This window comes from Cupriavidus consociatus (assembly GCF_017814975.1).
Classification (GTDB): domain Bacteria; phylum Pseudomonadota; class Gammaproteobacteria; order Burkholderiales; family Burkholderiaceae; genus Cupriavidus; species Cupriavidus consociatus.
Genome location: NZ_JAGIQA010000001.1, coordinates 88,288 through 108,665, shown reverse-complemented (window position 1 = coordinate 108,665; position 20,378 = coordinate 88,288). Strand labels below are relative to the sequence as shown.

11 protein-coding genes, 3 tRNA genes and 1 other RNA gene are annotated in these 20,378 nt (G+C 68.0%); 7 read left to right on the top strand and 8 right to left on the bottom strand.

From position 1 onward, the window contains the following. Positions 1 to 28: 28 nt before the first annotated feature. The gene (locus J8I82_RS00485) at positions 29 to 2,437 is read right to left on the bottom strand and encodes a DNA polymerase III subunit gamma/tau (RefSeq protein ID WP_209753780.1); all 2,409 of its coding nucleotides are present in this window, start codon (positions 2,435 to 2,437) and stop codon (positions 29 to 31) included. Between the two features lie 120 nt (positions 2,438 to 2,557). Further along, a complete protein-coding gene (locus J8I82_RS00480; RefSeq protein WP_209753779.1) occupies positions 2,558 to 5,044 on the bottom strand; it encodes an adenosylcobalamin-dependent ribonucleoside-diphosphate reductase in 2,487 nt (828 codons plus the stop codon). A gap of 219 nt (positions 5,045 to 5,263) precedes the next feature. Here J8I82_RS00480 and ffs point away from each other — a divergent pair. After that, an RNA gene (ffs, locus tag J8I82_RS00475) (signal recognition particle sRNA small type) lies at positions 5,264 to 5,362 on the top strand. A 215-nt stretch (positions 5,363 to 5,577) separates the two neighbouring features. Here ffs and J8I82_RS00470 read toward each other — a convergent pair. From J8I82_RS00470 to J8I82_RS00460, 3 genes are all read right to left on the bottom strand, one after another. Next, the gene (locus J8I82_RS00470) at positions 5,578 to 9,249 is read right to left on the bottom strand and encodes a UvrD-helicase domain-containing protein (RefSeq protein ID WP_245179267.1); all 3,672 of its coding nucleotides are present in this window, start codon (positions 9,247 to 9,249) and stop codon (positions 5,578 to 5,580) included. Continuing rightward, positions 9,246 to 12,173, bottom strand: a complete 2,928-nt coding sequence (locus J8I82_RS00465) for a PD-(D/E)XK nuclease family protein (RefSeq protein WP_209753778.1) — start codon at positions 12,171 to 12,173, stop codon at positions 9,246 to 9,248. The genes J8I82_RS00470 and J8I82_RS00465 overlap by 4 nt, the downstream gene beginning before the upstream one ends. Before the next feature lie 164 nt (positions 12,174 to 12,337). Then, the gene (locus J8I82_RS00460) at positions 12,338 to 12,610 is read right to left on the bottom strand and encodes a hypothetical protein (protein ID WP_116322035.1); all 273 of its coding nucleotides are present in this window, start codon (positions 12,608 to 12,610) and stop codon (positions 12,338 to 12,340) included. 453 nt (positions 12,611 to 13,063) lie between these two features. Here J8I82_RS00460 and trxA point away from each other — a divergent pair, with 453 nt between their 5' ends. From trxA to J8I82_RS00430, 6 genes are all read left to right on the top strand, one after another. Beyond that, positions 13,064 to 13,390, top strand: coding sequence for a thioredoxin TrxA (trxA, locus tag J8I82_RS00455; RefSeq protein WP_029046118.1), 327 nt, complete (start codon positions 13,064 to 13,066; stop codon positions 13,388 to 13,390). Positions 13,391 to 13,570: 180 nt separating this feature from the next. Next, a complete protein-coding gene (rho, locus tag J8I82_RS00450) occupies positions 13,571 to 14,833 on the top strand; it encodes a transcription termination factor Rho (protein WP_042886485.1) in 1,263 nt (420 codons plus the stop codon). A 91-nt stretch (positions 14,834 to 14,924) separates the two neighbouring features. Beyond that, positions 14,925 to 15,776, top strand: coding sequence for a M90 family metallopeptidase (locus tag J8I82_RS00445; RefSeq protein ID WP_209753777.1), 852 nt, complete (start codon positions 14,925 to 14,927; stop codon positions 15,774 to 15,776). A 205-nt stretch (positions 15,777 to 15,981) separates the two neighbouring features. Next, positions 15,982 to 16,242, top strand: coding sequence for a type B 50S ribosomal protein L31 (locus tag J8I82_RS00440; RefSeq protein ID WP_012353195.1), 261 nt, complete (start codon positions 15,982 to 15,984; stop codon positions 16,240 to 16,242). A 276-nt stretch (positions 16,243 to 16,518) separates the two neighbouring features. After that, the gene (locus J8I82_RS00435; protein WP_209753776.1) at positions 16,519 to 18,306 is read left to right on the top strand and encodes an ArnT family glycosyltransferase; all 1,788 of its coding nucleotides are present in this window, start codon (positions 16,519 to 16,521) and stop codon (positions 18,304 to 18,306) included. Positions 18,307 to 18,423: 117 nt separating this feature from the next. After that, positions 18,424 to 19,776, top strand: a complete 1,353-nt coding sequence (locus J8I82_RS00430) for an MATE family efflux transporter (protein ID WP_209753775.1) — start codon at positions 18,424 to 18,426, stop codon at positions 19,774 to 19,776. A 114-nt stretch (positions 19,777 to 19,890) separates the two neighbouring features. Here J8I82_RS00430 and J8I82_RS00425 read toward each other — a convergent pair. The 3 genes from J8I82_RS00425 to J8I82_RS00415 form a co-directional block, all read right to left on the bottom strand. Beyond that, positions 19,891 to 19,967 (bottom strand) — tRNA-Asp (locus tag J8I82_RS00425). 68 nt (positions 19,968 to 20,035) lie between these two features. Further along, positions 20,036 to 20,111: transfer RNA gene (locus J8I82_RS00420), tRNA-Glu, on the bottom strand. Positions 20,112 to 20,217: 106 nt separating this feature from the next. Further along, a tRNA-Ala gene (locus tag J8I82_RS00415) sits at positions 20,218 to 20,293 on the bottom strand. Positions 20,294 to 20,378 lie beyond the last annotated feature (85 nt).

Here is a 20,378-nt window from a genome sequence, read left to right as displayed (position 1 = left end):
TCGTGGCTGGCCGTGGCGGGTCGTGGCGTCAAGCCGCGCGCGGCTGGATCGAGCCCGGCACGATCTGGCCGCCAAAGTCGCGCAGCAGCCCTTGCACAAAGGGGTCGGCCTCGATCGCGGCCTCGGCTTCGCGCTGGCGCTCGGCACGAGCCTGGGCATCGGCCGCCGCGGCGGTGACCGCGACCGCGCCGACTTCGCACAGCACGCGCACGGGCTGGCCGAAGTGGTCGCACAGCACTTGCTGCAGGCGTTCGGCGACGCCGTTCTCGCCGAGGGCGGCCACCGGGATGCGCAGGTTGAAGGTCTTGCCGACCACCTGCGTCAGTTCGCTCTGGTAGGCCAGCTGTTGCGCCAGGCCCTTGAGCGGCAGGCCGGCAGCCAGCGCCGGCCAGTCGCCGGTGAAGACCGGCGGCGAACCGTCTTCACCCGCTGCGGGCGGGCGCGGGGCGACGTACCTGGCGCCCTCGGCAGGAGCGGCTGGCGCGGCGGCCTCGCGCGCGGGCTCCGCTTCGCGCACCGGCGCGCCGGCGGGCCTGGGCGCAGCGTCGCGCGTGCCGTTGTTTGCGTGGTTGCCAGCGCGGTTGCCAGATTTGGCACGCGCCGGCGGCTCGCCGAAACCGTTGTCGCTGAAACCGTTGTCACGCTCATCTGCACGGAAACCCGGGTCGCTGTCATAGGGGCCGATGACCGGCAAGTCCGGCGGCAGGTCTTCCCATGGCGGCACATCGCTGCCGCCGGAGATCTCCCACGGCGGCACCGATTCCGGTTCAGGCTGGCGCGCGGCCGGGGCCGGCCTGGCGGGCGCTGCCTGGGGCTGCGGCACGGCCCGCTGCGCCGGTGCCTGGGCTTGCGCGGGCGGCTGCGGGACCGGCCGGGACGGCGCCGCGGCGGGACGGCTCGCGGCAGCCGCAGCGGGCGCGCGCAAGGGCTGTGCCGGCGGGCGCTGCGCGGGGGCCGCTGCAGCGGCGGGCGCGGCAGGCGGCGGAGCATTGCGCGCGCCGCCGCGCGCAGAGGCGGCACGTGCGGCCGCCAGCGCGGCACGCGCCGGCGACATGGCAGCGTTCGGCGCCGGCCGCGCAGGGGCGGCGGCAGTCGGTGCCGTCGGTGCAGCGGGCTCGGCCACTGGTTCGGATACCGGTGCCGGGGTGGCCGGCATTGCCGTCTCCGGCATCGGCACCGCAACCGCGGCGGGCGCAGCCGGTGCTGCCGGCGCAGCCGCCACGGCGGCATGCCGGGACGTGGCCGGATCGGCGGCCAGCGCTGCACTGCGCGGCCGCGACGGCGCGGCACCGCCGCCCTGCCCTTGCGCCACGGTCGGGGGCGTCGGCTCCGGCGACGCCGACGGCCGGAACGCCAGCATCCGCAGCAGCGTCATGGTGAAGCCGGCGTACTCGTCCGGCGCCAGCGCCAGCTCATTGCGGCCGAGGTTGGCAATCTGGTAAAACAGCTGCACTTCCTGCGCGTCGAACACGCCCGCGAGGCGGCGCACATCGTCCGCCTCCGGCCATTCGTCCTGCACCGAAGCCGGCACGGCCTGCGCCAGCGCCACCTTGTGCAGCAGCGAAGCCAGGTCCTGCAGCGCGCCGGCAAACGACAGGCTGCGGTCGGCCATGGCATCGGCGATACCCAGCATGGCAGCGCCATCCTCGGCGGCGAGCGCATCGAGCAACTGCACCAGGTAGCCCTGGTCGATCGCGCCCAGCATGCCGCGCACCGCTTCCTCGGAGACCTGTCCCGCGCTGTAGGCGATAGCCTGGTCGGTCAGCGACAGCGCGTCGCGCATCGAGCCGTGCGCGGCCTGCGCCAGCAGCCGCAGCGCATTGCCGTCGTGGGCAATGCCTTCCTGCGCCAGGATATGGTCCAGATGCGAGACGATATGCCCCGGCGGCATCTGCTTGAGGTTGAACTGCAGGCAGCGCGACAGCACCGTGACCGGGATCTTCTGCGGATCGGTGGTGGCGAGGATGAACTTGACGTGCCCGGGCGGCTCTTCCAGCGTCTTCAGCATGGCGTTGAAGGCGTGGTTGGTGAGCATGTGCACTTCGTCGATCATGTAGACCTTGAAGCGCCCGGTGCCCGGCGCGTAGACCGCCTTGTCGAGCAGCTGCGCCATCTCGTCGACGCCGCGGTTGGAGGCGGCGTCCATCTCGATGTAGTCGACGAAGCGGCCGCTGTCGATCTCGGTGCAGGCCTTGCACACCCCGCATGGCTGGGCGGTGATCCCGCCGTTGCCGTCAGCGCCGGTGCAATTCAGGGCCTTGGCCAGGATCCGCGAGAGCGTGGTCTTGCCGACCCCGCGCGTGCCGGTGAACAGGTAGGCATGGTGCAGCCGCTGCTGTTCCAGCGCGTGCGTGAGCGCGCGGACCACGTGCTCCTGGCCGACCAGCGTGGTGAAATCCCTGGGGCGCCATTTGCGCGCTAGAACTTGATAACTCATGGCGGCGATTGTAGCAAATGGCGACCGCCCGCAACCCGCGGCTGGGCCGGAGTTTGCGGCCTGGAGCGCAGGCCTGCCAGCGGCGCCGCGCCGCTGGCGGGTTTCAGGCGCGGGACGGCTTCAACCGCACTCGCCCACGTAGCCGCAATTCGCGCATTTCGCACAGCCGTCGACCTTGTGCAGGGCGTGCGCGCCACACTCCGGGCAAGGCTTGCCGGTGCCCACGCCGGGGCCGGCCACGCCAGCGCCGGCCTGGACGGCGGATCCGGCATCCGCGGCCGTCGCAGCCCCGCCGCTGTCGCGCTGCGCCAGCCGGGCTGCCAGCGCCGCCACCGGCACCTGCCCGCCTTCCGCATCGAGGAAGCCGCGCTTGATCAGAATGCGCTGCAGCGCGTAGCCGAGCGCCGCGACTTCCGAGTCATGGAAACGCGGCACCTCGGTGCCATCCTGCCTCACCAGCGAGCCATAGCGCACGGTGCCCTTGTCCCACACCACGTTACGCATGTCGGCCAGCGCCTTGGCGACCGAACCACCCGAGCGCGCCACCATCGACAGCAGCCGCATGGTGGAGGTGATCCACTGCTGGCCCTCGCTGCGCTGCCCCGCCGGCATGAAGAACTCCACCGGCCGCTCGATCGCCACAGGCTTGCCGTCGGCGATGCCTGCCACGCGCATGAAGTTGACGGTCAGGTAGACCGTCTTGTGGCCTTCGTAGGTCAGGTATTCGACCTTGGACGTCACGCCTTCCAGGTCGCCGACCGGCCGGCTGTTGAATGGGCGCACCAGCGGGTTGTCGTCGGCCACCGCCGCAAGCACTGCCGCCGGGGCATCGACCGACAGCACCGCGCCAAGCACCGAATTGGGACGATAGGTCGCCAGCCCCTTCAGCCCCGCCTGCCAGGCCTCCAGGTACAGGTGGCGGAAGGCCTCGTAAGGATAGTCCTCCGGCACGTTGACGGTCTTGCTGATGCTGGTGTCGATATACGGCTGCACCGCTTCCAGCATGCGCATATGATCCAGCGCCGACATCTGCAGCGCCGTGACAAAGCTGTCCGGCAGCTGTGTCATGTCAGCGCCCATGTGACGGTAGAGGCGCCAGGCGTGGTCCGCCACCTCGAACGAGCGGTAGCTGTTGTCCGGCATCCGCTTGCGGCGGTTGTAGGTCCAGGAGAAGGCCGGCTCGATGCCGTTGGAGGCATTGTCGGCAAAGGCCAGCGTGATCGTTCCGGTCGGCGCGATCGACAGCAGGTGCGAATTGCGCAGGCCATTGCGCGCAATGGCATCGCGCACGGCCTGCGGCAACCGGCTGGCAAAGCCGCTCTGCAGGTAGGCGCCGACATCCAGCAGCGGAAAGGCACCCTTTTGCGCCGCCAGTTCGGTCGAGGCCAGGTAGGCCTGGTCGCGCATGCGTTCGGCAATTCGCGCCGCCAGTTGCCGCGCCGGCTCGGTGTCATAGCGCAGGCCCAGCATCACCAGCGCGCTGCCCAGCCCCAGGAAACCCAGGCCGACGCGGCGCTTGGCGTGGGCCTCGGCCTGCTGCTCGGGCAACGGCCAGAAGGTCACGTCGAGCACGTTGTCGAGCATGCGCGTGGCCACGCGCACCACCTCGGCAAAGGCATCGAAGTCGAATTCAGCCTGCGGCGAGAACGGCTGCCGCACGAAGCGCGTCAGGTTGATCGAACCCAGGCAGCAGCAGCCATACGGCGGCAGCGGCTGCTCGGCGCAGGGATTGGTGGCCTCGATGCGCTCGCAGTAATAGAGATTGTTGTCGGCATTGATGCGCGACAGGAACAGGATGCCGGGCTCGGCGTGGTCGTAGGTGGCCTGCATCACCTGGTCCCACAGCTGCCGCGCCGGAAGGCGGCGGTACACCCATTGGTCGTCGTCGCGGCGGTAGGCGCCGGCGGCGATCACGTCGGCGCCGGGCTCGGCTTCATGGATCAGTTCGACCTCGCCATCGGCCTGCACCGCCCGCATGAACTCGTCGGTGACGCCGATCGAGATATTGAAATTGGTGAGATCGCCCTTGTCCTTGGCGTGGATAAAGCTCTCAATGTCCGGATGGTCGCAGCGCAGCACGCCCATCTGCGCGCCGCGGCGCGCGCCGGCAGATTCCACCGTCGCGCACGAGGCATCGAATACCTTCATGAAGGACACCGGCCCCGACGCGCGCGAATGCGTCGCGCGCACCAGCGCGCCCGCCGGACGGATTGCCGAGAAGTCGTAGCCGACGCCGCCGCCCCGGCGCATGGTCTCGGCCGCCTGCGCCACCGCGCTGTAAATGCTGGGCCGCCCGTCGCGCGCTTCCGACACCGAGTCGCCCACCGGCTGCACGAAGCAGTTGATCAGCGTGGCCTGGATGCCGGTGCCGGCGGCGGAATTGATGCGCCCGGCCGGCACGAAGCCATTTTCCTGCGCCCACAGGAAGCGCGCGCTCCAGGCCTCGCGCTCGTCCTCCGGCTCTGCCTGCGCCAGCGCCAGCGCCACACGCTGCCTGACGTCGGCAATGCTGGCTTCCTCGCCCTTGGCGTATTTTTCGATCAGGACTTCGGTGGAGATTTCCTGCGGCGCCATGGCACCGTGAATGATCTGGTCGTTTGCGTTCATGTCTGGGCTCACCACGCTCCGAGGTTGGGTGAATCGGTGGATCCGGGACGCGCGTCGCCGGCGCGCCGCGCCGCTGATAGTGCGGCGGCCTGTCATGGTCGGGCCAGCGCGGCCCGCACTGCCTGCGCCAGATCAAGCCGGCGCCTTGCCGCATGCAATGACCCGTGGCAGACAAGGCAATTCGACGCAATGCCGCGGACTGGGTTACAATGCCGCCTGGACGGGCCTCCTCGCATGGTGGCGCGGTCAACCTGGTCAGGTCGGGAACGAAGCAGCCACAGCCGTTTTCCACCAGTGCCGAGGGTCAGGCTCGTCCACCTCTACGCCCTTCGTCGCGCCCTTCCGCGCCCCTCCGGCTTTCCCCTTCCAACGCTTCACCACGCTCCCGCGAACAGCTTTTCGCATCGGCATGCCCGCGCCGCTTGCAGCGCCGTCCCTGTCACTTTAGTACAGCATGCCGGCTGGCGTGCGCCGGAGACGGCGCACCCTCGGCCCATTCTGCGCCGATTTCCCGAAGCTGTCCGGCGCTCCGCTCAGAACAGCGAACCCTGCTGCGTCAGCATTGGCGGCGCGAGCCGCTCGGCGGCAATCCACTCGCCGTCCGCGGTGGCCACGCCGGCCTCGATGCGCTTGCCCGGGAACAGCGGCGCAACTGCCGCCACGTAGCGCCCCAGCTGCGCGCGATAGGCCGCGTGCTCCTGCGGCAGCAACCGCAGCTTGTAGTCGACGATGACGATGCGGTCGTCGAATTCCACCAGCCGGTCGATGCGCAGCAGCCGGCCGCGCGCGTCATACAGCTCGACTTCGTTGCGCGCGCTGCCGGCCCCCTCCGGCGACAGCAGCGGCGCCAGCCCCGGCGCGCCCAGCATCACGCGCACCGCCGCGAGCGCTTCATCGACCTGCTCGCGCCACGCCTGGCGCGCCTCGGGCGTATGCGCGCCGGTGAGCGGGAACCAGCGCAGCACCGTGTCGATGTCCGGAATGCCGGCAAAGGCTTCCGGATAGCGCGTCAGCCGCTCCAGCAGGGCGTGCACCAGTTCGCCGTGGCGGGCTGCCGCGGCATTGAAGACGATGCCATCATCTTCCGGCGGCTCCTCGCCAGCCTGCGCATCGTCCTCGAACGATGGCACCGCCCCGGCGTCGCGGTAGCGCAGGCGGAAGTCGGTGAAGCGCACCGGCTCGCTCAGGCGTGCCGGCATGGTCGCCGCGCTGTCGCCCGCTTGCGCTGGTTGCCCGGGATACGCGGGCAACATCTCGCCCACGCCAGCACCCTGCAGCCGCACATACCAGCTGCCGGCGATCTCCGCGTTGTTCTCGCCGGCGCCGGCGCGGCTGGTGCGGCCCTTCACGCCGCTGACCAGCAGGCCTTGCTGCGCCCGCGTCATGGCGACGTACAGCAGGTTCCAGTTCTCCCGCTCGCCCAGCGCCAGTTCCGCCTCGAACATCGGCGCACGCGCCAGGCCGCGTTCGCTGCGCTTGCCATACGCCGAGAAATGCCGCGGCACCGGCGACGACGGCGGCCAGTCGACCAGGATCCCACCCTTGTCCGCGGCGGATTCGCTGTGGTTGGCATCGAGCAGCACCACGAACGGTGCCTCCAGGCCCTTGGCCGCGTGCACGGTCAGGATGTGAACCGCATCGAGCCCGGCAAAGGCGGCATCGTCCTCCGCCGGCTCGGCGTCTTCAGCGTTGTCGCCCATGCCGCCTTCGTCGGGGCTCTCGCCCTCGTCGCCACGGCGGATTTCCTGCAGCTCGTCGATGAACTTGGGCAGGCTCGGGTAACGGCCGCCGTCCAGATCCAGCGACAGTTTCAGGAAGGCGTCGAGATTGGCCAGCACCTGCTCGCGGATATCCGGCGGCGCGGCTTCGGCATAACGGCGCCGGACTTCGCCGCCGTGGAAGATCTGGTCGATCAGGTCGTGCACCGGCTGGTGCGGCGCGATGCGCAGCCACTGGCGCAGCCGCGGCACGCCTTCGCGCAACGCGTCCGAGACGTGCCCGGGCAGGCCGTTGGCTTCGATGCGCGCCCACCAGCCGCCATCGCCTTCCAGCTGCGCCAGGGCCAGCAGATCCTCGTCGGTCGCGCCGACCAGCGGGCTCTTGAGCACATGGGCGAGATCGAGGTCGGACTCCGGTGTCATCAGGAAGGCCAGCAAGGCCGACAGGTCCAGCGCTTCCAGCGTGGCGAGCAGGCCGCCGCGGCGCGGGCTCAGGCACGGGATTCCCGCCTCGCGCAATGCGCGCTCGTAGTCCGCGAGATGGGTCTTGCGGCGCACCAGCAGGTGCATGTCGCTCCAGCGCGCGGGGCGCGTGCCGCCGTTCTCGTGGACCGGCACGGTGTCGCGCACATGGCGAAGCCACGCGGCCACGCGCCGGCCTTCCTCCAGGCGCAGCGAATCGCCGGCCTGCCGGCGCGGCTGCAGCAGCGTGTCGCGGTGCGTGGCGTCTTCCCCGTCCTGCGCTTCCGGCTCGTTCGCTTCGCTGTCGCCCGCCTTGTCATCGGACCTATCCTTCGCCTCTGCTTTGGCCTTGTCTTCAGCCTTGTCTTCAGTCTTGTCCTCGGCCTCTACCAGCGGCAGCAGCCACACCGGACCACCGCCTTCGGCAAGCGCCGAGGTCTGCGTCTCGTACAGCGGGTAGCGCCCCTCGGCGCGCGCCGCGTCGAACACGGCATTGACCCAGTCCAGCACCTCGGCGCGATTGCGCCGCGTGCGGTTGGTACGCAGCACCGTCGCCCCGAACGCATCGCGCAGCATCTCGCCGGCAGCGCCGAACAAGCGCGCATCGGCGCGGCGGAAGCGGTAGATCGACTGCTTGGGATCGCCCACCAGGAACACGGTCGGGCGCTCGCCCAGGCCCGCGTATCCAGCCAGCCAACCCTGCAGGATGCGCCACTGCAGCGGGTTGGTGTCCTGGAACTCGTCGAGCAGCAAATGGCGGTAGCGCGCATCGAGCCGCACCTGCAGGTAAGTCGCGGTCTCTTCGTCGGACATCAGCTGCGCGGCCTGCCATTCCAGGTCGGCGAAGTCCATCGCTCGCTGTTCCTGCTTGTGCTGCTGGTAGCGCGTCAGCAACGCGTCGCCGATGCAGAACAGCGCCTGGTTGATGGCGAGCACCGCGGCCTCGCAGCAGCGGGCGCTGATCTCGTCGAGCATCGCGCAGATGGACGCGTGCTGGTCGAGCAGCGTATCGACCATGCCCTCGCCTCCCGCGGCCTTGACGAGGGCGTTGGTCCGGCGCAGCGAGCGCGGCTCGCCGGTGGTGGTGAAGAACGCCGTGCGCAGTTGCGCGAACACGCGTTCGGCGGCCTTGCCCGGCGCCGCGCCGGCTTCGCGCCAGGCGGTGACGGCCATCAGCGCGTCGGTGATGCGCGTGGCATGGGTCTGCTCGGTCTTGCCGCCGGCGCCCAGGCGCAGCGCCAGCGTCTCGCAAGCATCGCGCCAGCCTTCGTCGGCCAGCGCCTGCAGCAGGACATCGCCCTGGGCATCTTCGCCAAGGCAGTCGCACAATGCCTGCCGCGGGTCGCCGCCTTCCTGCATTGCCCACCATTCGCTGCGGGCATGGAACATGGCGTCGAGCAGCGCGCGCGCCTGGAAGTCGCCCATGGTATCGACCAGGGTTTCCCATGCGGCGCGCAGGTCTTCGTACTGCGGCGTGGCCAGCGCGCGCCAGACCGGCGCCCATGCTTCACGCTTCATGCGCAAGGCATCTTCGCGCAGCGACGCGCCTGGCACGATGCCCGACGCCAGCGGCGCGCCGCGCAGCAGCGTGCCGAACCAGCCGTGGAAGGTGTCGATCGCCATGCGCCCGGGCGCGGCCAGCACCTGCGCATGCAGGCGCCGCGCGCGCGGCAGCGCGTCACGGGCAGCCTCAGGGCTCAGGCCGCGTTGCACCAGGGCGGCGATGACGTCGTCGTCGGGGTCGCGCGACAGCTGTGCCAGCACTTCCAGCAGGCGGTCGCGCATTTCTTCGGCGGCCTTGCGCGTGAAGGTGATCGCGAGGATCTCATGCGGCGCGGCCCCGGCCAGCAGCAGGCGCACCAGGCGCGCCACCAGCAGCCAGGTCTTGCCGCTGCCGGCGCAGGCCTCGACCACGACGGAGCGCGCGGGATCGCAGGCCGCGCGGGTGAACTCGGTCTCCGAGACGGGCTGGCCATCGCGCTGGTAGGGCTGGACCTGGGTATTGAGCGGATCGTGGACCATCATGTTGTCAGCACCGGCACGGCGGTGGATTCCCAGAAGCCCTTGCGGCACAGGCCGCGGGCGGTGCAATACACACAGGCCGAGGCATCGCCAAATGCTGGCAGCCTGGCTCCCTCGCGCAGCCGCATCACGTCATGGCGCATCTGCCGCTCGAGCCGGGTGACCGCGGCCTGAAAGTCGGGCAGGCCGATCTCGCGTTGCGCCGACGCCGAGGTGTCGCGCGCGCTCTCCTTCGCGCCTTCCAGCGATACCCAGCTGCCGTCCACCGCATCGGCCCGCAACAGCCCGTAGAACGGCAGCTGGCAATCTTCCTCGACCTCGGCCAGCTTGCGCTTGAGCCGCGTGGCACTCTGCGTCTTGTAGTCGAGCACCGCATGCGCGCCGTCCGGCCCCTGGTCGAGTCGGTCGATGCGCCCGGTCAGCCGCAGCGGCTGGCCATCTGGCATGGGCAGGTCGATGCCGGCATCGAGCTCGCCGCCGCGCCAGAACCAGCCCTCGGCCTCGCGCGCCGACTGCCACGCGACATACGAGGGCAGCACCTCGCACCAGCGTCGGTAATAGGCGATGGCATTGCCGTCCTCGGCCATCAGCGCGCCGAACACATCGTCCGAAATCTCGCGCAGCCGCGCCAGGCGCTGGTCTTGCGACAGCGTTTCGCCGCGCTCGCGGCGTGCGTGCAGGTCCTTGTGGTAGCGCAGCAGGACGCGGTGCAGGTGCTCGCCGATCTCGCGCTTTTCCAGTTCGTCGCTGACTATCTCCAGTCCGGCCAGGCCGAGCATGCGGCCGGCGAAGAACTGGTACGGGCAGCGGCGCAGCATGTTGTACGCCTGCGCGCTCCAGCGCTGTGGCACCAGCTCCGGCAACGCGGACGGCGCGGGCATGCCTTGCGGTTCGGCGAAGGTCTCGAAGGCCTGCGGCACGGCGTTGCCGTCGATGATGACGCCGCTGCGCGCACAGCATGCCGCCAGCCGCTCGATCCAGCCCGATACGTGGTGCGGTTCGCCGCGGCCACCGAAGCGCTGCCAGGTCATCACCACGTCGGCGTTGTTCAGCAGCACCTCCGCCAGGTCGCGCGCCTGCTGGGCGAAGCGCGCCTCGCGGTCTTCGAGGTCCAGCTCGCGGCGCATCTGGTTGGAGAAGAACATCAGCTCGGCCGCGCTTGAAGGCAATTGCGCATCGTCGCAACCCACGATTACCACACCCTCGAAACGGCGCATGCGCGCGCCGTTCAGCGGCAGGATGGTGATGCGCGCCGGGCCGCTGGCGGACGGCACCTTGTAGGCCACGGATTCGAGCAGCGCCGCCAGCATGGCGCGGAACTCGCCCTGCGATAGCGTGGCGTGGCCGCCGGTTTCGTCCTGCGGCAGATCTTGCAGACGCGCCAGCGCATCGAGCAACTGGCTGCCGGCCTCGTCGGCCGCCAGTGCGGCGCGCATGCCAAGACCGTCAAGCATGCCGTCGAGCCGCGCCAGCCACATTGCCAGCGGATGCTGCGCAAGGCCGCGCGGCCAGCGTGCCGCCTCGTCGGCCAGCACCGCAAGCAGCGCCCGTGCGGCGCGGCGCGGCGCTTCGGCTGCCTGGCCCTCGTCGCTGCCAGGCTCCGGCTCGCTTGTCGGTGCGGTACCGAACAACTGCCGCAGGCGCGGCCAGCCGCCGGTAATGCCCTCGCGCCGCACCTGGCGCTCCAGCAGCGCGATGGCCGGGCCGCGCCCGGCGAAATCGGGCAGGCAGAACGGGCTTTTCAGCAGGTCGAGCAGCGCCGAGGTATCGCCGTCGCGCACCAGCAGGTCGAACCAGCGCATCAGCGCGGCGGCCGCGCGCGTGGTCGACAGCTTCCAGCCGGTCTCGTCGCGCACCGGTGCGCCGGCACGCGCCAGCAGCGCGCGCGCGCGCCGCGCCACCACACGGTCGTGGGCCACCAGCGCGACCTGACGGCGGCCTTCGTTGAGCCATTGCACCAGCTGCGCCGCTGCGGCCGCGGCTTCGTCCTCGAAGCGCGCGCTGCCGATCACGCGGATGGCCGGACGTTGTTCAGGCAGTACCGGCATGGCGGGTGTCGGCGCAATGGCGTCTCCCTCCCCGGCGATGCGTGCCTCGGGCCACAGCGACAGCAGCATCCGGTACCAGTCGGCATCGGCGTCCGCATCGGTGTCCGCATCGGTGTCCGCATCGGAGTCGGAATCCATTCCGCCCTGCCCCGCCCAGTCGTACCCGACCTGCAGCACCGGCACCAGTTCGGCGGCATCGCGCAGGAACGCGGCTTCGAGCGGCGCAGGGGGTGTCGGCGCGATCCACACCACCGGGCCACGCAGTTGCTGCGACAGTTCGCGCAACGCGCGGCGCCGCGCCGGCAGCGGGTCGTCGGGCCCGGACAGCGCCTGCCAGAACGCCAGCACGATGCGGGCCTCTTCGCCGAGGAAACGTTCCGACAGGTGCGAGTAGGTGCGTTCCAGCGCGCCCTGCAGCAGCGCGGCGCGGTCGTCGCCGTCGATGTCGTCGTCATCGCGGATGGCGGCGTCCTCGAGCCAGCGCGCATTCAATTCATCGCAAATCGCCAGCAGCGTCTGCGACAGGCCCCACGCCGCGGTCTCGTTCTGCGCGCCGAAGGCGCGGCGCAGCCACTCTTGCCCGCGCACGGCCTGCTGCACCGCCAGCAGCCGCGCCGCATGGCTGCGCACCGGCGTGCCATCGGGCGGCAGGTCGAGCAGCCAGTGGCCCAGCGTCAGCACCCGCGGCAACAGGCGCGGCCGCCCGGCCGCACGCGCGGCGGCGTCGAGCGCCTCGCGCACGCCGGGAATCTGCGCGGCGGTCGGCACCACCACGTGCGCGCCGGCTTCGGGCGCGCCACAGCGGTCCAGGAAAAACCAGGCAGCAGTGGCCGCCTGCTCGAGGAAATCAGGGCCAGGGCGAAAACTCAGCGACGTCATGGGCTCGTGGGCCGCAGCGCGGCATGGCTGCGATAACTGCGTCGATCGGGGAAGACGTCAGGGGACAAGGCAAAGAGAATACCGGACGCCGCCGGCCAGCACGGCGGGCGGCGATCCATGAAAGGGCTCCGGTACGCGGAGCTGTTTGCGCTCGGGCGGGCCGCTCAGTGCGTGCCGCCCTCCAGCCGGGCGCGGATCTCGCGCGCGGTCTCGAGCAGGCCCTCGTAGCCGGAGCGCGCATGCTCGGGAAGGTCGGGGTCGCCCACCAGCGTGCCCAGCGTTTCGATGATGCTGTAGACCAGGCCCTTGGCGGCGCCGCTGGCAATGCTGTTGGTCTCGACTGCGCTGCTGATATGGTCCAGCGCATCGCTCAGGTGGTCCACATCCGGCGCCTGGCCGGATTCGGGCTGGGTAGGCTTGCGGGGATCGGTGTTCATATCGATGACCTTGTCGATGGCCTTCTCGGGAGAGCAGGGTTCGTGAGGATCGGCCGGCCGGTGCGCGGCCCGCGGACCGCTTTCTATTCTACGCGCACGCGACGCGGATCCGGCACTGTGCCGAGGCTGCATGTGCACGCCATGGCACCCGCGCCGATTGGCTGAATCTCTTGGCGCCATTGAAAATAAGCATTTCTACTAATCACCCGATTGCAGCAGAATCATTACCGTTGCCGGCGACGTTTTCAGCCGCACACCGGTGCCGGTCTTGAAAATCGGCAAACTGGTAACATATCGGCAGCAATGGTTGCGCGGCTGCGGCCGCCAGAGCCAGCCGGCAGGCGGCAAGGGCGTCTTCGGCGGGTCCGCGCAATCTCGTGTAAGGTTACGGTTCTGTCCTATCCAGTTTCCCAGCCTTCAACATAAACAGAGCGAAACCAGAGGTTTTCCGCCATGAGCGAACAAATCAAGTATGTGAGCGACGCCTCCTTCGACGCCGACGTCCTCCAGTCCGACAAGCCCGTCCTGCTCGACTTCTGGGCGGAATGGTGCGGCCCCTGCAAGATGATCGCCCCGATCCTGGACGAAGTCGCCAAGGACTATGGCGACAAGCTGCAGGTCGCCAAGATCAACGTCGATGAAAACCAGCAGGTCCCGGCCAAGTTCGGCATCCGCGGCATCCCGACGCTGATCCTGTTCAAGAACGGCGCAGTCGCGGCCCAGAAGGTCGGCGCGCTGTCCAAGTCGCAACTGACTGCCTTCCTCGACGGCAACCTGTAAGCTGCGCGCCGGAGCGAGACCAGCCGCTCCGGTTTTGTCACGATCCGACGTGCGTGCGCCACACCCTGGCGCACCGGTCGGATTGTGCTAAGATGCCACCAACAACTCCCCGAGCGTTCGCTCATTTTTCCCCCTTCTCTTTCAGTCTCGCCCGTCCGGGCAAATCTGTACCCCTCGTCTATGCACCTGACAGAACTCAAATCGCTTCACGTGTCTGCGCTTCTCGAAATGGCGGCAACGCTCGAGATCGACAACGCACAGCGGATGCGCAAACAGGAACTGATGTTTGCGATTCTGAAGAAGCGCGCCAAGATGGGCGAAACCATCTTCGGAGACGGCACGCTGGAAGTTCTGCCCGACGGCTTCGGCTTCCTGCGCTCGCCGGAAACTTCGTACCTGGCCAGCACGGACGATATCTACATCAGCCCGTCGCAGATCCGCCGCTTCAACCTGCATACCGGCGACTCGATCGAAGGTGAAGTGCGCACGCCCAAGGACGGCGAGCGCTACTTTGCGCTGGTGAAGGTGGACAAGGTCAACGGGCAGCCTCCCGAAGCGGTGAAGAACCGCATCATGTTCGAGAACCTGACGCCGCTGCACCCGAACCGGCCGCTCACGCTCGAACGCGACATCAAGGCGGAAGAGAACATCACCGGCCGCATCATCGACATGATCGCGCCGATCGGCCGCGGCCAGCGCGCGCTGCTGGTGGCTTCGCCCAAGTCCGGCAAGACCGTGATGCTGCAGCACATTGCGCACGCAATCGCGAACAATCATCCGGAAGCCGACCTGTTCGTGCTGCTGATCGACGAGCGCCCGGAAGAAGTGACCGAGATGCAGCGTTCGGTGCGCGGCGAAGTGGTGGCCTCCACCTTCGACGAACCCGCCATCCGCCACGTCCAGGTCGCCGAAATGGTGATCGAGAAGGCCAAGCGCCTGGTCGAACTGAAGCGCGACGTAGTGATCCTGCTGGACTCGATCACCCGCCTGGCGCGAGCCTACAATACGGTGGTTCCAGCCTCGGGCAAGGTGCTGACCGGCGGTGTCGACGCCAACGCGCTGCAGCGTCCGAAGCGCTTCTTCGGCGCCGCGCGCAACCTGGAAGAAGGCGGTTCGCTGACCATCATCGCTACCGCGCTGATCGAAACCGGCAGCCGCATGGACGACGTGATCTATGAAGAGTTCAAGGGCACCGGCAACATGGAAGTGCACCTGGAACGCCGCCTGGCCGAGAAGCGCGTCTACCCGTCGATCAACCTGAACAAGTCTGGCACGCGCCGCGAAGAACTGCTGATCAAGCCGGAAATCCTGCAGAAGATCTGGGTGCTGCGCAAGTTCATCTCCGACATGGATGAAGTGCAGGCCATGGAGTTCATCATGGACAAGATGAAGGCCACGAAGAACAACGCAGAGTTTTTCGATATGATGCGCAGAGGCGGCTAAGCCTCGCTGCGGCGTACCATTCAGGGACGCGCCGCAAGGCGAACAAAAAGGCGTGCCACGGCACGCCTTTTTGTTGTCCGATGGGTTTCCTATGCTGGGCAAACTGACTGCATTCCTGCGCACCCGCTCCAGGGCACGCAAGCTGGAGCACTACGCGATCCCCGACGACCTGTGGGAGAGCACTATCGCCACGCTGCCGTTCGTGCAGCGCTATGGCAGCGAAGACCTGGCCGCGCTGCGCGAGCTGGCCACGTTGTTCATTGCGGAGAAGGAATACTCCACCGCGCATGAGCTGCCGCTGGCCGACGACATGGTCGTCAGCGTCGCCGTGCAAGCGTGCGTGCCGATCCTGAAGCTGGGGCTGGCGTGGTACCGCGGCTGGCACGGCATCGTGCTGTATCCCGGTGAATTCATCATCCGCCGCACCGTGCAGGATGAGATCGGCCTGGTGCACGGCGTGGTAGAGGAAGCCAGCGGCGAAGCCTGGGAACACGGCCCGGTGATCCTGTCCTGGCAGGACGTGTATACGCCAGGCGCCGGCATCGACAGCGAACACGAACTGCCGGCGGACGCCTACAACGTCGTCATCCATGAATTTGCCCACAAGCTGGACATGCTCGACGGCGAGCCGGACGGCGTGCCGCCCTTCTCGCGCGTGCTGCATCCGGATATCGATGCTGAAGCGTGGGCGGAAACCTTCCTCACCGAGTACGACCGCTTTGCCGAGGCATGGGAGGCACGCAAGGAATCGGACTGGGAGCATCCCGAACGGCTGCCGCCGGCGCTGCGCATCATCGATCCGTACGGTTGCGAGACACCCGGCGAATTCTTTGCGGTGACGTCGGAAGCATTTTTTGTCGAGCCCGGTGGACTGTCACGGCATTGGCCGGTTGTCTACCAGTCGCTAGCCTCCTTTTATCGCCAGAACCCCGCCGCAATGTGAGCACAAAGGCATATCCAGCCCTCCAGCCAAGGCAGCGCGCGATATGCCACTTCCTCTTCCCCAAGTCATTGTTTTTCTGCCATAATTCCGGTTTGCCCGTTACCGGCAAGTGGTTCGTTCGTCGACGCGTCGTGTTTTCAGCGGTGAATTCAGCAGTAAAGCGCGGATCGCAACGGACTGGCTACCCAACCAGAAAGGACTCATCATGAAAGAAGGCATTCACCCGAATTACCGCGAAGTCGTGTTCCAGGACATGTCCAGCGACTTCAGCTTCATCACCCGCTCGACCATCCAGACCAAGGACACGATCGTGAAGGACGGCAAGGAATACCCGCTGGCCAAGATCGAAGTCTCGTCGGAATCGCACCCGTTCTACACCGGCACCCAGAAGATCATGGACACGGCCGGCCGCGTCGAGAAGTTCCGCCAGAAGTTCGGCAACAAGCTGGGCAAGGCTGCGAAGTAATCGCTTTCGGCGAACCCCGCTTCGCGCGGCCGCGGACAGATGCTCCGGGCCGGCGCGAACCAGCAAAGAGGCAGCATCGGCTGCCTCTTTTCTTTTGTGCCTGCCGTTTGATGCCTGCCGTTTGCGTGCACCCGGCCAGCCGGCGCCGGCACTGTTGTATCCACCGGAATCCCTCACCTGCGTGAGGCTTCTACGGCATGTCACGGCCCTCACGGCCGCCGCATGCGCGATACTGTGGCCTTCGCACCATTGCGCCACGGCCCGACCTGAGCATCGATGCGTCAAGCCAATACCTCACCCGTCCAGTTGACCGCTGCCGCGACCGGCGCCCTGCCGCGCGCCCTGCTGCTGGCGATCTGCATCATCTATGGCCTGGTCGGCCTGTTCGGCCGCGATCCGTGGAAGAACGAGGACGCTGCCGGCTTCGGCGTGATGTGGCAACTGGCCACCGGCGGCCTGCATGACTGGCTGATGCCCAACATCGTCGGCCGGCCGTTCACGGAGGACGGTCCGCTGGTGTTCTGGATCGGCGCGCTGATGATCCGCGGCTTCGGCAGCTGGCTGGGTCCCACCGACGCCGCGCGCCTTGCCACCGCCCTGTTCTTCTTCTCGACCTGCGCCTGCATCTGGTACAGCACCTACCTGCTGGGCCGGCGCGACGAGGTCCAGCCGTTCGCCTATGCGTTCGGCGGCCAGCCCAATGCGCGCGACTATGGCCGCACGCTGGCCGACGGCGCGCTGCTGATCTTCCTGGCGTGCGTCGGCCTGGCCATGCGCGGGCACGAAACCACCCCGCAGGTCGGCCAGGTGGCCTTTATCGCGCTGGCGCTGTACGCGCTGGTGCGCAGCCTCGACAAGCCGCTGATGGGCAGCCTGGTCTATGGTGCCGCCTTCGGCGGGCTGGCGCTGGCCAGCGGCCCTATCCTGCCGCTGGCGCTGCTGTTCGGGACCGTCGTCTGCGCGCTGGTGTGCAAGCCGCTGCCGTGGCAGCGGCTCGCCGCCATCGGCATCCCGCTGGCGTTGCTGATCGTCGCGGCGTGGCTGGCCGCGGCATATTTCGGCGCGGCGGACCGAACCGAGGCGGTCACCTTTATCCGCGAATGGGCGCGCTACGACCGACGCAACTATGGTTCGCCGAACATGCAGACGTTCGGCTTCAACATGCGCAACCTGTTCCTGTACACGTGGCCGGTCTGGCCGATCGCGGCATGGGCATGGGTTGCATGGGCCGGCATGCGCCGCGCCGCCCATGTGGCAATGCCGCTGGCGGTGCTGTTGCCGGTTGTGGTGCTGCTGTTCCTGCAACGCAGCGGCGGCGACGTGCAGTTCATTTTGCTGCTGCCGCCGATGGCGGTGCTGGCAGCCTTCGCGCTGCCCACGCTGGCGCGCGGCGTGATCAACGCGATCGACTGGTTCGCGCTGCTGTTCTTCACCATCTTCGGCGGCACGGTCTGGTTCATGTGGATCGCCAAGACCACCGGCTGGCCGCCGCGCGTCGCGCGCAACGTGTTCCGCCAGCTGCCGGGCTACCAGCATGAGTTCACGATCACCGCGGTGCTGATCGCGCTGGCGGCGACCATTGCCTGGGTGCTGATCGTGCGCTGGCGCCTGTCGCGCGCGCCCAAGCAGATCTGGCGGCCGGTGGTGATCTCGGCCGCCGGCACCACGCTGATGTGGGTGATGGCGATGACGCTGTGGCTGCCGTCGATCAACTATGGCAAGACCTACCGTGACGTGGCCCAGGCCGCGGCGATGGCGCTGCCGCCCGCATACCGTTGCGTGCAGCCGATCCGGATGGGCGATGCACAGCTGGCGTCGTTCGCCTACTTCGGTCATATCCGCTTTGGCGGGCCTGGCGACGGCTGCGACGTGCTGCTGCGCCACGATGCGGTGGACTATGGCGAGCCCGGCAATATCTCGCATTTCGAATGGCGGCTGGTGTGGGAAGGCCGCCGCCCCGCGGACCGCGACGAGCGCTTCCGCATGTACCGGCTGGTCGATACCGCGCGCGCCGTGCACCCGCGCCCCGACCTGCCGCGCCGCCGCCTGCCGCGGCAGCCCTGATCTCACCGGCACGAGCCCTTCGCCGCGCACTGCAGCGCCATCGATCCATTCCGGCCTCAGGCGGCTGCGGGGCATCGTGCCCGGTCAACGCCCCTGACATCGCCTCCTGAGGCCCGAATGACTCTGTTCCAAGACCTTCGTCGCATCTTCAGCCTGGCCGCGCCGGTACTGGCCGGCCAGCTGGCGGTGATCGCCTTCGGTGTCATCGACACCGTGATGGCCGGCCGTGCCTCCGCCACCGACCTCGCCGCCGTCGGCCTGGGAGGTTCGATCTACGTCACCATCTATATCAGCCTGATGGGCGTGCTGCAGGCGCTGGCGCCCGTCGCGGGCCAGCTCTATGGCGCCGGCCGCGTCGAGGCGATCGGTGCGGAAGTTCGGCAGGCGGCGTGGCTGGGTGCGGCGCTCGCGATCCCCGGCGTGCTGCTGCTGGCTTTCCCGGCGCCGCTGCTGGCCTTTGCCAAGGCGCCGCCCGAGCTGGTCGACAAGGCTACCGCCTACCTGCATTTCGGCGCGTTCGGGCTGCCCGCGGCGCTCGCCTTCCGCATCTATTCGGCGCTCAACAATGCGATGTCGCGGCCGATCATGGTCACCGTGCTGCAGGTCGGCGGCCTGGCGCTGAAGATTCCGCTCAATGCCTGGTTTATCCACGGCGGCGTGGGTGTGCCCGCCATGGGCGGGCCCGGCTGCGGGCTGGCCTCGACGCTGATCAGCTGGGCATGGTGCATCGCCGGGCTGCTGATCCTGCGCTATGGCACTGCCTACCAGCCGCTGCGTATCTTTGCCACATGGAGCTGGCCCGCCGCGGCGCCATTACGCGCGCTGCTGCGCCTGGGCGTGCCGATGGGGCTGACCTACCTGATCGAGATCACGTCGTTCACGCTGATGTCGATCTTTATCACTCGGCTGGGCACGGTCACGCTGGCGGGGCACCAGATCATCGCCAACCTGGGCGCCGTGGCCTACATGCTGCCGCTGTCGCTGGGCATCGCCACCTCGACGCTGGTCGCGCAGCATATCGGCGCACGCGATCTCGCCGGAGCAAGCCGCATTGCCTGGCGCGGCATCCGCGCGGCCGTGGCACTGGCCATGCTGACCGGCGCGCTGCTGTGGCTGCTGCGCGAGCCCATCCTGCACGCCTATGCGAGCGATCGCACCGTGGTGGCGGCCGCGCTGCCGCTGGTGCTGTTCGTAGCCTTCTACCAGGCATTCGATGCCGTGCAGGTAATGACGGCGTTTATCCTGCGGGCTTACAAGATCGCGGTGATTCCGACGCTGATCTATGCAGGGTCGCTGTGGGGCATCGGGCTGGGTGGCGGCTATTTGCTGGGGTTCGGACTGATCGAAGGCCTGCCGTCGTTCACGCACGGGGCGAGCGGGTTCTGGCTGGCCAACAGCATAAGCCTCGCTATTGCCGGTGGTTTGCTGGTGCGATATTTCGCGAAGGTGAGCGCCGACCTCAAGCACTGAGCCGGGCGCAGGCTTCGATGACGCGCCTGTGCTTGCCGCAGGCGCACCTGCAGGTCGAGGCGTGGGAAATCTGGAGCTCAAAAGAAAAACGCCCGCTTGCGCGGGCGTTTAATTTGGCGGAGTGGACGGGACTCGAACCCGCGACCCCCGGCGTGACAGGCCGGTATTCTAACCGACTGAACTACCACTCCTTAGTCGGCGCCGTCTCAAGCATATTGCTTTAGACAGCTGCTGGACGTCTGATTACGCCCGGCTGTTTTGGCGTCCCCTAGGGGATTCGAACCCCTGTACTCACCGTGAAAGGGTGATGTCCTAGGCCTCTAGACGAAGGGGACAGAAACTTGTTTTTCAACGCGTTTTCTGTCGCGCGCTGGAAAGTCCATCATTCTAACAGACTTTCTCGCGTCTGGGAAGCATCTTTTTTTATGCTTCCCGCATCCTTGGTGGAGCTAAGCGGGATCGAACCGCTGACCTCTTGCATGCCATGCAAGCGCTCTCCCAGCTGAGCTATAGCCCCATACGGGTACTGCCTGATACTGCGTTCGCGGCCTTCACAAACTGCTGTGTTTGCAGCGAAGTTGAGATTATATATCGATTTCCGC